Genomic DNA, 12,749 nt, shown 5'->3' on the forward strand with positions numbered 1-12,749 from the left:
CTACGGGGAATCTGTAAAGCCAGAGTTCCTTAATTGACAGGCGTTGCCCTTCCGCAAGCCGGGAGCACCTACGCATCGCATCGCCTGATAAAGGTACGCATGGTTTCGCCCTTTTTGGTGCGAAACTCTTGCGGCCTGTCGCAACCTTCGTCGGCTGCAATGAAGACGAAATGATCGCCTTCCAGTTTGTAACTGGCGGGTAATTGCTTGCCTTCGTCCGCGCCCATCGAATCGATCCAGGTGATGGATTTTGGCGTGGTGGACGCGTCAAGGGTAAAGCTGCCGGCCAGCAGCAAGGTGTCGTCGGGAGTGACCACCCTGAATTGATGGCCTTCGATAGTAGTCAGAGCGCCGGGTGCTCCATGTTCATCCGGCGGATTCGAGACGCCGCTGTCTTCCAGGTCGATTTGTTCCCAGGCTCCTTGCAGGGCCTGCAGGTCAATTTCGTTGCAGGTGTCGTCCTGACGGTTCAAAACGCTAGACATTTAAATTCCTTTTATTGGCGCGATGCTGCGTGCGGGCGGTCCCAGGGTTGGAAAGTACATCACTGGCGCGCACGATGGCTACCCGTCTGACCGGGTAGCACTCAATGCCGTATCGGTTCGCGTAACGTAGGAAACTAAACGTAAGGCTGACCACTGAATCCCCGTGGGAGCCGCTGTTGGCCTGGCATGTCGCTGAGTCTTTTCAGCCAGGAGGCGCGCCAGTCAACCGCGGCATGAGCAACCTTGGCTCTGCGAGCTGCTCGGCGGGCGGCGTTACGTGCATCTTTTCTGGCGTCTTTGAAGGCGTCGGTGTTCCGACAGCTGCGGCATTTCACCCGCGCAAACTCGGTGGTGGAAATGAGGTTTTTGCCGTGATGGCCGCAGGCCAGATGCCCGCCAGCTCTGTAGTGGGTAACCATTTGTGAATCTCCTTTGCAGTGAGTGCAGGGCAGGGATTCGCAGCCGGTTTAACTGTTTGAAGAAGGCCAGAGGCTTTTGGTCGATCGCGATCCCGTCAGGTTTTTTGACATCTGCGTGCAGGGAGGGTTCGTCGGTGAGGTGCCGGGCGTGAACATGTCTGGTGGGGAGTGTACGGGGCATTTTTCTTCAATACAGGCCTCAGAGCGTTCTTTACCTTGATCGCTGGAATCACCACTGATCTGAAGAAGGTAATGCGATGAGCTTGATCATTTCCATGGCTGCGTTCGCGCTGGCCGCCTCGATCACCCCAGGGCCGGTCAATATCGTCGCTCTGAGTTCGGGGGCGCAATTCGGTTTTCGCGCGAGTCTGCGGCATGTGGCCGGCGCGACTCTTGGTTTTGTTTTGTTGTTGGTGCTGATGGGGCTGGGCCTGCATGAAGTGCTGCTGCTCTGGCCGTTTCTGACCCGCGTCGTGCAGCTGGCCGGGGTGGCGTTTTTGTTGTTCATGGCCTGGAAACTGGCGGTTGATGAGGGTCGGCTGAATACCGAAGGAACCGCCAGGGCGCCGTCGATGTTTTACGGCGCGGTGATGCAATGGCTCAATCCAAAAGCCTGGCTGGCCTGCGTGGCGGGGATGGGGGCATTTGCGGCGAAGGGTGAAGCGTCGTTGATCTGGAAATTCGCAGCGGTGTATTTGGTGGTCTGCTATTTGTCGGTGGGGTGCTGGGCGTATGCGGGGACTTTTCTGCGCCACTATCTGGGCAATCCCAAGGGGATGCGACTGTTCAATCGGCTGATGGCGTTGCTGTTGGCGGCGAGTGCGGTTTATTTGTTGTTGCCGTAAACGCAGGGAAATTTAATCGTCGAGCGCGGACCCTGTGGCGAGGGAGCTTGCTCCCGCTCGGCTGCGAAGCAGTCGTAAATCCTGCTTGCACGGTTAACCTGATAGACCGCGGTGTCTGATTTTAGGGTCGCTACGCGACCCAGCGGGAGCAAGCTCCCTCGCCACAATGAGTCGCCAGGTTATAGATTCCCGTTAACTTGCCGACCTCATTGCCAAAAGTTATGTGTCGAGCAATCACCCCCGATACTGCCCCGGTGTCGCTGCCAGATGCTGCTTGAAGGCCCGTTGAAGATGCGCCTGGTCGGCAAACCCCGCTTCCAGTGCGACATCGGCGATCAGCTTGCCGCTGCGCAGTTGCGCCCGGGCGAACTGGATGCGTCGGTTGACCAGGAATGCATGGGGCGTCATGCCATAGTGCTGCTTGAAGGCGCGGATCAGGTAGGAGGCCGATAGCTGGGCCACTTCGCAGATGTCTTCGAGCTTCAATGCCAAGGTGCAATTGTCGCGGATGTACTGCGCGGCCCGTTCCAGCTTGAGGTTGACCTCGCGGCCGGGGAGGTCGGCGGGATTGAGTCTTTGCTGCAAATCAGAGAAAAACGCCACTGCGCTACTGTGTTTTTGCAGCGTCTCGACCTGTTCGTCGACCAGTACCTCATACAGCCGGTTCAGCCCTGCATACAGGCTGGCATCGGTGGTGTGGGTGGTGGCAAAAGCCCGGAAATCCAGCTCCCGGCTAAACCCCTGTTTATGCTGAAGATCGGTCAGCCAAGGCGTATCGACGTAGAACATGCGATACGACCATGGCTGATCGTCGATCGGGTTGCAGGCGTGGACATCGCCGGGGTTCATCAGCACCACGGTGCCGGCGCCAACCTGCAGATGGCTGTTCTCATGAATGTAGGTGCTTTGCCCGGCAGTAATCGCACCGATGGAAAAATGCTCGTGGGAATGTCGGCCGTAGCAGACCTCGCGGCCGTCCGCGATGGAGCGGGCTTCGATGAAGGGCAGGGCCTCGTCACGCCAGAAGCGTGGTGCCTTGTCAGAATCTTTCGCAGGGTTGAGGGGCATTGTCGGGCGTCCATCGGCAGGCCAGCTCTGGAGTGTATTAGCTCTGGTCGGCAAAGGCTCGTTCGAGTGTGGCGATGTCGATTTTCTTCATCTGCAGCATGGCTTGCATGGCCCGTTGGGATTTTGTCGTGTCGGGATCTTTCATCATCTGCATCAAGGCGACCGGAACAATCTGCCAGGACACACCAAACTTATCCTTGAGCCAGCCGCACTGCTGGGCCGCTTTGTCGCCGCCCTCAGACAAGGAGTTCCAGAAATGATCGACTTCCTCCTGGGTCTGGCAATTGATCTGGAACGAAACGGCTTCACTGAAGGTGAACACCGGACCGCCGTTAAGGCCGGTAAAGGTCTGACCGTCCAGCTCGAAACTGACAGTCATTACCGACCCTTCGGGCCGTCCATGAAGTTCGAAACCGGCTTTGCCATAGTGGGTGATGGCGGTGATTTTCGAGTGATCGAAGATCGAGCAATAGAACCCGGCGGCGGCTTCGGCCTGGTAGTCAAACCACAGGCAGGGAGTGATCTTATGAATGCGTTGCATGGCGGTTCTCCTCTTCGAGTGGTCAAGCTGCTGGAATAACAGCGTAGTCCGCCGACAGTCGTCTGGCCGTGCCATAGATCGATAATTATGGACTGACCCTTTCATGACCGGTGGTCGCTGAAGGTGGTCAGCCGGGCAAAGTGCGCTTAGCTCTATGGATAGACCAATGCGCGCGTAGACCGGGCCGGCCACAGCGACGCAGCTCAAGGACGCCGTGAGTCCTGACATCGGCATGAGGAAAGCACAATGCTGACGCTCAATATCAACGCCAAAGAGCAGCCATTCGACGTCGCCGATGACATGCCGTTGCTCTGGGTGCTGCGTGACGTGGCGCACCTGACCGGCACCAAGTTTGGCTGTGGCATGGCGCAATGCGGTGCCTGCACTGTGCATGTCGACGGTGCGCCGCTGCGCTCTTGCATCACCCCGGCCTCGGCGGTGGCCAATGGGCAAAAAATCCTCACTATCGAAGGCTTGTCGACAGATGGCTCGCACCCGGTGCAACGGGCCTGGGCCGAACTCGATGTGGTGCAGTGCGGCTACTGCCAGTCCGGGCAGATCATGTCGGCGGCGGCCTTGCTGGCGAAAATTCCGTCGCCGACCGACAGCGATATCGATCAGGCCCTGTCGGGGAATATCTGTCGTTGCGGTACCTATCCACGCATCCGCGCTGCGGTGAAGCGCGCGGCCGAGCTCGGTTGACTCCCGGTTCTGGGCTCGCCGTTTTTGGCTCTCTGTTTTTGAAGAAACCCGCTCCGCGCCGTTGCTGCGTACCTATGGACTGGAGGCTTGGTGATGAACAGCATGATGGAAATTTCCCGGCGTAACTTCCTCAAAAAAACCGCGTTGATAGGCGGCGGTCTGGTGGTGGCCTTCGTCATTCCCGGGGCCAATCGTTTCACTCAGGCCGAGTCAGCGACGGACACGCCTTTTGCGCCCAACGCCTTTCTGCGTATCGCCAGCGATGACAGTGTCACCGTGGTGTTGGCGCATTCGGAAATGGGCCAGGGCATCTGGACCGGGTTGTCCATGTTGATCGCCGAAGAACTGGATGCCGATTGGTCGAAGATTCGCGTCGAGCATGCTCCGGCAGCCGCGGCTTATGGTTTGCCGGCCTTTGGCGGGATGCAGATGACCGGCGGCTCGACCTCCACCTGGATGGAGTTCGACCGCTACCGTCAGGCCGGGGCGACAGCGCGGATGATGTTGATCGAGGCGGCGGCCAAGCGCTTTGGTGTCGCGCCCTCCGAAATTCGCACCGAGCAAGGAGAGGTCATCGCCGGTGAGCATCGAGTGCGTTATGGCGAACTGGCCAATGAGGCCGGTCAGCTACCGCTTCCGGATCCGGCTTCGGTAAAGCTCAAGGAGGCGAAAGACTGGAAGGTGATTGGCAAGCCGACCAGGCGTCTCGACACTCCGGAGAAAATCACCGGCCGCGCCCGGTTCGGCATGGACGTGCAATTCGATGGCTTGCTGACGGCGATGGTCGCTCGCTCGCCGGTGTTCGGCGGCACGCTCAAATCCTTCGATGACACCGCGGCCATGGCCGTACCGGGGGTGCGCAAGGTGGTGCAGGTGCCCTCGGGCGTTGCTGTGGTTGCCGAGCATTTCTGGGCGGCAAAACGGGGTCGGGATGCGCTGGAAGTCGACTGGGACCCGGGGCCCCATGCGGACCTGGACAGCGAGGAACTGCTGAAAGCATTTCGCAAGCTGGCCGCCACCCAAGGCACGTCGGCGACCCAGGCTGGCGATGCGGTCGGCACTCTGGCCAAGGCCGCAAAAACCATCATTGCCGAATACAGCGTGCCATACCTGGCCCACGCGCCGATGGAACCGCTCAACTGTACGGTCAAGCTCACTGCGGACAAATGCGAGATCTGGACCGGTACTCAGTTTCAGACCCTGGATCAACAATTGGCAGCGAAAATTACCGGTTTGAAACCCGAACAAGTGGAGATTCATACGACCTTTCTGGGCGGCGGCTTTGGCCGGCGAGCCAACCCGACGTCGGACTTTGTCAGCGAAGCGGTACAGGTGGCCAAAGCTGCCCAGGCACCGGTCAAAACTGTCTGGACCCGCGAGGATGATGTGCATGGCGGCTACTACCGCCCAGCGTACCTGCATCAGGCGCGTATCGGTCTGGATGCCAACGGGATGCCGCAGGCCTGGAAACATGTGCTGGTCGGCCAGTCGATTCTCGCCGGCACCCCGTTCGAAGCCACTCTCGTCAAAGACGGGATCGACCACACCTCCGTCGAAGGCGTGGCCGACAGCCCCTATATCAAGGGCCTGGCCAACCATCAGGTCGACCTGCATTCACCGAACACCGGGATTCCCGTGCTGTGGATGCGTTCGGTCGGGCACAGTCACACTGCGTTCGTCATGGAGTCGTTGATCGATGAACTCGCCACGGCGGCCGACAAGGATCCGGTGGAATATCGGCGGATATTGCTCAAGGACCATCCGCGGCACTTGGGCGCGCTGAATCTGGCGGTGGAGAAGGCCGGGTGGGGCACGCCCTTGCCCGAGGGGCATGCGCTGGGGGTTGCCGTGCATGAGTCGTTCGGCAGTTACGTCGCTCAGGTGGCCGAGGTGTCGCAGGACAACCTGGCGATCCGTGTGCATCGGGTGGTCTGCGCGGTGGACTGCGGAATTGCGGTGAATCCGTCGAGCATTGCCGCGCAAATGGAGTCCGGCATCGCCTTCGGTCTGAGTTCGACCTTGCACAGCAAACTCACGATCAAGGAAGGGCGGGTTGTGCAGTCCAATTACCACGACTATCAGGTGCTGCGGCTGAACGAGATGCCATCGGTCGAGGTGCATATCGTGCCCAGTACCGACAAACCCGGCGGCATTGGTGAAACCGGCGTGCCACCCATTGCGCCAGCGGTGGCCAATGCAGTGTTTGCCCTGACCGGTCAACGTTTGCGCGAATTACCCTTGCAACTGGCGGGGGTGTGAGATGAAAAGACACCTGTTTCTGGGAACGCTGATAATGATCGGCCTGGGCGGCTATGCCGAGGAACTGTTTGCTGCAGATGAAGCGGCGCTGGCGGCATTCACTACGGTGCAGAAAGTTTTCCAGAGCCCGCGTTGCCAGAACTGCCACATTCCCGGCGACTCGCCGTTGCAGTTCGACGCCGGCCTTCCTCACGCCATGGAGGTGGTGCGCGGTGAAGAGGGCAAGGGCGCAGCGGGATTGCCTTGTGCAAGCTGCCACGGCGAGACCAATCCACCAGCCAGTTACGGACCTCACGCGCCACCGGGTGCACCCCACTGGAGCCTGCCGCCGCCCGCGCAGAAAATGGCCTGGATTGGCCTGTCGGCCGATAAGCTGTGCCAGATCATCAAGGACAAATCGAGCAATGGCGACCGCGACTTTGCCGCGCTGATCAAGCACGTCAGCGAGGACAAACTGGTGTTGTGGGGCTGGAACCCCGGTGGTACGCGGGCGCCGGTGCCGGTTCCCCATCACCTCTTCGTCACCCGGTTCAAGCTGTGGGCAGAAGCAGGTGGGCCGTGCCCGCTGGGACACGGCATGCAGACGACTCAGCTAAGGTAAGAGATAGCGCGGAGTAAATCCGCGAGTGGACTGGTCAAAGGAATATACATGCCAAGGGAGTGCGTGATGTTGGCCCCAATGAAACCTGTCAATGAAAGTGCCCGCGTAGAGACTCTGCGCTCGTTGAATGTCCTCGACACCTCCCCTGAGGAGCGCTTCGATCGCCTGACCCGTCTGGCCAGGCACCTGTTCAATGTGCCGATCGCCCTGGTCAGTCTGGTGGATGAGGACCGGCAGTGGTTCAAGTCCTGTGTCGGGCTGGCGGCCAGCGAGACCGGGCGTGACATTTCTTTTTGCGGCCACGCGATCCTCGAGGACCAGATCCTGATGGTGTCGGATGCGCAGCATGATGAGCGCTTCCATGACAATCCGCTGGTAATCGGCGATCCGGGCGTTCGTTTTTATGCGGGCTGCCCGCTGACCGCCGCCAATGGCAGCACACTGGGCACCTTGTGCCTGTTCGATACGAAACCCCGGCAGCTGAACGACGAAGAACGCGAGCAGCTGCGTGATCTGGCGCGCATGGCTGAGCAGGAGCTGGCGGCGGTGCAGGTGGCGAGCATGGATGAGCTGACGTTGCTGTCCAATCGCCACGGGTTCGAGGCCCTGGCCCAACACGGGTTGAGCGCCTGCAAACGGCTGGAAAAACCGGCGACGCTGCTGTTTTTTGATCTCGACAATTTCAAGCAGATCAACGACCTGTACGGCCGTGCCGAAGGTGATAACGCGCTTAAAACCTTTGCCGACGTGCTGCGCATCGCGTTTCGTGAAAGTGATGTGGTCGGCCGTCTGGACGCGGATGAATTCGTCGCGTTGCTGACTGGCGCCGCTCACCTGGAAACCACGGCAATCATGGCGCGCCTGCAAGAGATTCTGGATGAGCGTAACTCGACCTTGCAGCGCGGCTACGCCATCTGCTTCAGTGTCGGCCAGATCGAATATGACCCGCGGCGTCATGAATCGATCGAGGGGCTGCTGGCCGATGCGGATGGGGCGATGTATGCCCATAGGCAGGCGCTACGAAAAGATTGATCCCGAGGGCTGCGGTCTTTTCCCATTTGTTCGGTGAGGGTTAAGACGGTATCTACATCAGTGAAGAGGAACCCTGTGGGAGCGAGCTTGCTCGCGATGGACTCAAGGGCGGCGCGTTTATTCAGAAAATACGCGTTATCGTTAACGTCCATCGCGAGCAAGCTCGCTCCCACATTAACCAGTTCCACAAACCAGCTCCCGCAGGGTTCTCCTGCGACTTTTTGTAGCGCCATAAAAAAACCCGCCGATTGGCGGGTTTTTTTACAGCAGGGGCATCACTCTTCGAGGTTGCCCATGGCGGTGGTGTTGAAGCCGCCGTCTACGTACATGATTTCGCCGCTGATGCCGGACGCCAGGTCCGAGCACAGGAAGGCGCCGGCGTTGCCGACTTCGTCGATGGTGACGTTACGACGCAGCGGGGTTTGCGCTTCGTTGGCGGCCAGCATCTTGCGGAAGTTCTTGATGCCGGAGGCGGCGAGGGTGCGGATCGGACCAGCCGATACAGCGTTGACGCGGGTGCCTTCCGGGCCCAGGGAACCGGCCAGGTAACGCACGCCAGCTTCCAGGGAAGCCTTGGCCATGCCCATCACGTTGTAGTTCGGCATGGTGCGCTCGGCGCCCAGGTACGACAGGGTCAGCAGGCTGCCATTGCGGCCTTTCATCATTTCGCGACCGGCTTTGGCCAGGGCCACGAAGCTGTAGGCGCTGATGTCGTGAGCGATGCGGAAACCTTCGCGGGTGGTGGCTTGGGTGAAGTCGCCATCCAGTTGGTCGCCAGGGGCGAAGCCGACAGAGTGAACGATCACGTCCAGGCCATCCCACTTCTTGCTCAGCTCTTCGAAGACCTTGGCGATTTCTTCATCGCTGGCCACATCGCAAGGGAAGCACAGCTCAGGGCCTGAACCCCAGCCTGCGGCGAACTCTTCGACACGACCCTTGAGTTTGTCGTTCTGATAAGTGAAGGCAAGCTCAGCGCCCTCGCGATGCATGGCGGCAGCGATGCCGGATGCGATGGACAGCTTGCTGGCGACACCGACGATCAGTACGCGCTTACCGGCGAGAAAACCCATGTGTTGCTCCTCTCTTCAGGTTATTCGACAGCTGTTGGGGCCAGAAAAGCGGCCTCCAGCAGCTGCTGTGTATAGGGATGTTGCGGTGCGGCAAAGATATTTTGCGCGTCACCTTGTTCGACTACTTGGCCCTGCTTGACCACCATCAACTGGTGGCTGAGTGCTTTGACTACCGCCAGGTCATGGCTGATAAACAAATACGTCAGGTTGTACTTGGTTTGCAGCTTGCGCAGCAGCTCCACCACTTGGCGCTGGACTGTCCGGTCGAGCGCCGAAGTGGGCTCGTCCAGCAGAATCAACGCCGGTTTTAGCACTAATGCCCGGGCAATGGCGATTCTTTGCCGTTGCCCGCCGGAGAACTCATGGGGGTAGCGGTTCCGGGTTTCCGGGTCCAGACCTACCTCCTCGAGCGCCGCGATAATCGCTTGTTCCTGTTCCTCCTGCGTACCCATCTTATGAATCCGCAGGCCTTCACCGACAATCTGGCTCACGCACATCCGTGGGCTCAGGCTGCCGAAGGGGTCCTGAAAGACCACCTGCATCTGCCGCCGCAGCGGTCGAACCTGTTGCTGCGACAGGCAGTCTAGCTGCTTGCCCTCGAAACGGATCGCCCCTTTGCTGGCGATCAACCGCAAGATCGCCAGACCCAGGGTGGATTTTCCGGAACCGCTTTCCCCAACGATCCCCAGGGTCTGGCCCTGGGGCAGGCTGAAATTGATGCCATCCACCGCTTTCACGTAATCGACAGTGGTGCGCAGAAAGCCTTTCTTGATCGGGAACCAGACTTTCAGGTCCTCGACTTCCAGTAACGGCGCGCCAGCCACATTGGTCGCCGGGTTGCCGCGAGGCTCCGCTGCCAGCAGTTCCTGAGTGTAAGGATGCTGCGGTGCGCGGAACAATTCTTCGCACGATGCCTGTTCGACGATGCAACCGCGCTGCATGACACATACGCGATGCGCAATTCTTCGCACAAGGTTCAAATCGTGGCTGATCAGCAGCAATGCCATGCCCAGACGGGCCTGCAATTCCTTGAGCAGTTCGAGGATTTTCAGCTGTACGGTCACGTCCAGTGCGGTGGTCGGTTCGTCGGCAATCAGCAGTTCCGGCTCGTTGGCCAGCGCCATGGCGATCATCACGCGCTGGCGCTGGCCGCCGGACAGTTCGTGGGGCAGGGCTTTGAGGCGCTTGTGCGGCTCGGGAATGCCCACCATCTCCAGCAACTCCAGCGTGCGTTTGGTCGCGACCTTGCCGGTCAGGCCCTTGTGCAGGCCGAGCACTTCGTTGATCTGCTTTTCAATCGAGTGCAACGGGTTCAGCGACGTCATCGGCTCCTGAAAGATCATCGCAATCCGGTTGCCGCGGATGTGGCGGATGGTTTTCTCTCTGAGGCTCAACAAATCCTGCCCGGCGTACAGAATCGCGCCGGTCGGATGGTGTGCCAGGGGGTAGGGCAGCAAGCGCAGGATCGAATGCGCGGTCACCGATTTGCCTGAACCGCTTTCGCCCACCAGGGCCAGGGTTTCACCGCGTTTGATATCGAAGCTGACGCGTTCGACCACCCGCTGGCGGCGCTCACCGACGACAAACTCGACGGAGAGGTCGCGGATTTCGATCAGATTGTTCTGATTCATTTCACTTCCTCGGGTCGAAGGCGTCGCGAGCGGACTCGCCGATAAATACCAGCAGGCTCAACATGATCGCCAGCACGGCGAAGGCACTCATGCCCAGCCATGGTGCTTGCAGGTTGGATTTGCCCTGGGCCACCAGTTCGCCAAGAGATGGCGCACCGGGCGGCAGGCCGAAGCCGAGGAAGTCCAGGGCGGTCAGGGTGCCGATGGCGCCGGTGAGGATGAACGGCATGAAGGTCATGGTCGACACCATGGCGTTGGGCAGGATATGACGGAACATGATCGCGCCGTTCTGCATACCCAGCGCTCGAGCCGCCCGCACGTATTCGAGGTTGCGCCCACGCAGGAACTCGGCGCGTACCACGTCCACCAGGCTCATCCAGGAGAACAGCAACATGATCCCCAGCAGCCACCAGAAATTCGGCTGGACGAAGCTGGCGAGAATGATCAGTAGATAGAGCACCGGCAGCCCGGACCAGATTTCCAGAAAGCGCTGCCCGGCCAGATCGACCCAGCCACCGTAGAAGCCCTGCAAGGCGCCGGCGATCACGCCGATGATCGAACTGAGAATGGTCAGGGTCAGGGCAAACAGCACCGAGACCCGAAACCCGTAGATCACCCGGGCCAACACGTCGCGACCCTGATCGTCGGTGCCCAGCCAGTTATCGGTCGACGGCGGCGCGGGGGCCGGGACTTTCAGGTCGTAGTTGATGCTCTGATAGCTGTAGGGAATCGGTGCCCAGAGGATCCAGGCGTCCTTGGCCTTCAGCAGTTCGCGGATGTAGGGGCTCTTGTAGTTGGCTTCCAGCGGGAATTCGCCGCCGAAGGTGGTTTCCGGATAACGCTTGAGCACCGGGAAATACCAGTCGCCGTCGTACTGCACTGCCAGCGGCTTGTCATTGGCGATCAACTCGGCGCCCAGGCTCAGACCGAACAGGATCAGAAACAGCCACAGCGACCACCAGCCACGTTTGTTGGCCTTGAACAGCGCGAAACGTCGGCGATTGAGGGGGGAAAGATTCATCTCAATGCTCCCGGCTTTCGAAGTCGATGCGTGGATCGACCAGGGTGTAGGTGAGGTCGCCGATCAGTTTCACCACCAGACCCAGGAGGGTGAAGATGAACAGCGTGCCGAACACCACCGGGTAATCGCGGTTGATCGCCGCTTCGAAACTCATCAGGCCCATGCCGTCGAGGGAGAAGATCACTTCCACCAGCAAGGAACCGGTAAAGAAGATCCCAATGAACGCCGACGGGAAACCGGCGATGACCAACAGCATGGCGTTGCGGAACACATGGCCATAAAGCACCTTGCGATTGGTCAGGCCTTTGGCTTTGGCGGTGACCACGTACTGCTTGTTGATCTCGTCGAGGAAGCTGTTTTTCGTCAACAGGGTCATGGTCGCGAAGTTGCCGATCACCAGCGCTGTCACTGGCAGCGCGAGGTGCCAGAAGTAGTCGAGGATCTTGCCGCCCCAGCTCAGCTCATCGAAGTTGTTCGAGGTCAGGCCGCGTAACGGGAACCAGTCGAAGTAACTGCCGCCGGCGAACACCACGATCAGCAGGATGGCGAACAGAAACGCTGGAATGGCGTAACCGACGATGATCGCCGAGCTGGTCCAGACATCGAAATGGCTGCCATGCCGCGTGGCCTTGGCAATCCCCAACGGGATCGACACCAGGTACATGATCAGCGTGCTCCAGAGTCCGAGGGAAATGGACACCGGCAGTTTTTCCTTGATCAGGTCGACGACCTTGGCGTCACGGAAGAAACTGTCGCCAAAATCCAGGCTGGCGTAGTTCTTGACCATGATCCACAAACGTTCCGGCGCCGATTTATCGAAGCCGTACATGTGCTCGATCTCTTTGACCAGCGCCGGATCCAGGCCTTGGGCACCACGATAGCTCCCGCCTGCCACCGAAACTTCCGCGCCGCCGCCGGCGATGCGGCTGGTGGCGCCTTCGAAGCCCTCGAGCTTGGCGATCATCTGCTCTACCGGACCACCGGGGGCGGCCTGGATGATCAGGAAGTTGATCAGCAAAATGCCGAACAGGGTCGGGATAATCAGCAACAGTCGCCGAAAGATATACGCCAGCAT

General features: G+C 59.7%; 13 protein-coding genes. 5 read left to right on the forward strand and 8 right to left on the reverse strand.

The features are described from left to right. Positions 1–68 precede the first annotated feature (68 nt). Together AC3I0A_RS12375 and AC3I0A_RS12380 are read right to left on the reverse strand one after the other, a co-directional pair. The gene (locus tag AC3I0A_RS12375) at positions 69–485 is read right to left on the reverse strand and encodes a TIGR03067 domain-containing protein (protein ID WP_489378082.1); all 417 of its coding nucleotides are present in this window, start codon (positions 483–485) and stop codon (positions 69–71) included. A 134-nt stretch (positions 486–619) separates the two neighbouring features. Then, positions 620–904 (reverse strand): hypothetical protein, encoded by a 285-nt coding sequence (locus AC3I0A_RS12380; protein ID WP_489378083.1) that lies wholly within the window; start codon positions 902–904, stop codon positions 620–622. A gap of 257 nt (positions 905–1,161) precedes the next feature. On the opposite strand from AC3I0A_RS12380, the gene AC3I0A_RS12385 reads away from it, so the two are divergent. Beyond that, entirely contained in the window at positions 1,162–1,749 is a 588-nt protein-coding gene (locus AC3I0A_RS12385) for a LysE family translocator (protein ID WP_489378085.1), read from the forward strand. Positions 1,750–1,983: 234 nt separating this feature from the next. On the opposite strand, the gene AC3I0A_RS12390 is transcribed toward AC3I0A_RS12385, so the two are convergent. Both AC3I0A_RS12390 and AC3I0A_RS12395 read right to left on the reverse strand, forming a co-directional pair. Beyond that, entirely contained in the window at positions 1,984–2,817 is an 834-nt protein-coding gene (locus AC3I0A_RS12390; protein ID WP_489378087.1) for a helix-turn-helix transcriptional regulator, read from the reverse strand. Between the two features lie 37 nt (positions 2,818–2,854). After that, positions 2,855–3,358 (reverse strand): VOC family protein, encoded by a 504-nt coding sequence (locus AC3I0A_RS12395; protein WP_489378089.1) that lies wholly within the window; start codon positions 3,356–3,358, stop codon positions 2,855–2,857. A gap of 246 nt (positions 3,359–3,604) precedes the next feature. Between AC3I0A_RS12395 and AC3I0A_RS12400 the strand changes: the two genes are divergently transcribed. From AC3I0A_RS12400 to AC3I0A_RS12415, 4 genes are all read left to right on the forward strand, one after another. After that, positions 3,605–4,060 carry a (2Fe-2S)-binding protein gene (locus AC3I0A_RS12400; protein ID WP_489378090.1) on the forward strand — a complete coding sequence of 152 codons (456 nt, stop codon included), beginning with the start codon at positions 3,605–3,607 and terminating at the stop codon, positions 4,058–4,060. A gap of 93 nt (positions 4,061–4,153) precedes the next feature. Next, on the forward strand, positions 4,154–6,319 hold the full coding sequence (locus AC3I0A_RS12405; protein WP_489378091.1) for a xanthine dehydrogenase family protein molybdopterin-binding subunit: 2,166 nt from the start codon (positions 4,154–4,156) through the stop codon (positions 6,317–6,319). 1 nt (position 6,320) lies between these two features. Further along, the gene (locus AC3I0A_RS12410; RefSeq protein WP_489378093.1) at positions 6,321–6,920 is read left to right on the forward strand and encodes a hypothetical protein; all 600 of its coding nucleotides are present in this window, start codon (positions 6,321–6,323) and stop codon (positions 6,918–6,920) included. Positions 6,921–6,986: 66 nt separating this feature from the next. After that, positions 6,987–7,952: a GGDEF domain-containing protein gene (locus AC3I0A_RS12415; protein WP_489378095.1), complete on the forward strand. Its 966-nt coding sequence runs from the start codon at positions 6,987–6,989 to the stop codon at positions 7,950–7,952. Between the two features lie 275 nt (positions 7,953–8,227). On the opposite strand, the gene fabI is transcribed toward AC3I0A_RS12415, so the two are convergent. Genes fabI through AC3I0A_RS12435 form a run of 4 tightly spaced genes read right to left on the reverse strand, consistent with a single transcriptional unit; the run spans position 8,228 to position 12,749 of the window. Then, positions 8,228–9,022 carry an enoyl-ACP reductase FabI gene (fabI, locus tag AC3I0A_RS12420; RefSeq protein WP_419115810.1) on the reverse strand — a complete coding sequence of 265 codons (795 nt, stop codon included), beginning with the start codon at positions 9,020–9,022 and terminating at the stop codon, positions 8,228–8,230. A gap of 20 nt (positions 9,023–9,042) precedes the next feature. Beyond that, positions 9,043–10,653, reverse strand: coding sequence for an ABC transporter ATP-binding protein (locus AC3I0A_RS12425; protein WP_489378096.1), 1,611 nt, complete (start codon positions 10,651–10,653; stop codon positions 9,043–9,045). Between the two features lies 1 nt (position 10,654). Beyond that, positions 10,655–11,674 carry an ABC transporter permease gene (locus AC3I0A_RS12430; protein WP_489378097.1) on the reverse strand — a complete coding sequence of 340 codons (1,020 nt, stop codon included), beginning with the start codon at positions 11,672–11,674 and terminating at the stop codon, positions 10,655–10,657. 1 nt (position 11,675) lies between these two features. Beyond that, positions 11,676–12,749 (reverse strand): microcin C ABC transporter permease YejB, encoded by a 1,074-nt coding sequence (locus AC3I0A_RS12435; protein WP_489378099.1) that lies wholly within the window; start codon positions 12,747–12,749, stop codon positions 11,676–11,678.

The organism is Pseudomonas sp. KH_024_B2, assembly GCF_057839965.1.

Excerpts from the sequence above, each read along its gene's own strand:
- AC3I0A_RS12375 (WP_489378082.1), bottom strand. The coding sequence starts at position 485 with ATGTCTAGCGTTTTGAACCGTCAGGACGACACCTGCAACGAAATTGAC.
- AC3I0A_RS12380 (WP_489378083.1), bottom strand. The coding sequence starts at position 904 with ATGGTTACCCACTACAGAGCTGGCGGGCATCTGGCCTGCGGCCATCAC.
- AC3I0A_RS12385 (WP_489378085.1), top strand. The coding sequence starts at position 1,162 with ATGAGCTTGATCATTTCCATGGCTGCGTTCGCGCTGGCCGCCTCGATC.
- AC3I0A_RS12390 (WP_489378087.1), bottom strand. The coding sequence starts at position 2,817 with ATGCCCCTCAACCCTGCGAAAGATTCTGACAAGGCACCACGCTTCTGG.
- AC3I0A_RS12395 (WP_489378089.1), bottom strand. The coding sequence starts at position 3,358 with ATGCAACGCATTCATAAGATCACTCCCTGCCTGTGGTTTGACTACCAG.
- AC3I0A_RS12400 (WP_489378090.1), top strand. The coding sequence starts at position 3,605 with ATGCTGACGCTCAATATCAACGCCAAAGAGCAGCCATTCGACGTCGCC.
- AC3I0A_RS12405 (WP_489378091.1), top strand. The coding sequence starts at position 4,154 with ATGAACAGCATGATGGAAATTTCCCGGCGTAACTTCCTCAAAAAAACC.
- AC3I0A_RS12410 (WP_489378093.1), top strand. The coding sequence starts at position 6,321 with ATGAAAAGACACCTGTTTCTGGGAACGCTGATAATGATCGGCCTGGGC.
- AC3I0A_RS12415 (WP_489378095.1), top strand. The coding sequence starts at position 6,987 with ATGTTGGCCCCAATGAAACCTGTCAATGAAAGTGCCCGCGTAGAGACT.
- fabI (WP_419115810.1), bottom strand. The coding sequence starts at position 9,022 with ATGGGTTTTCTCGCCGGTAAGCGCGTACTGATCGTCGGTGTCGCCAGC.
- AC3I0A_RS12425 (WP_489378096.1), bottom strand. The coding sequence starts at position 10,653 with ATGAATCAGAACAATCTGATCGAAATCCGCGACCTCTCCGTCGAGTTT.
- AC3I0A_RS12430 (WP_489378097.1), bottom strand. The coding sequence starts at position 11,674 with ATGAATCTTTCCCCCCTCAATCGCCGACGTTTCGCGCTGTTCAAGGCC.
- AC3I0A_RS12435 (WP_489378099.1), bottom strand. The coding sequence starts at position 12,749 with ATGCTGGCGTATATCTTTCGGCGACTGTTGCTGATTATCCCGACCCTG.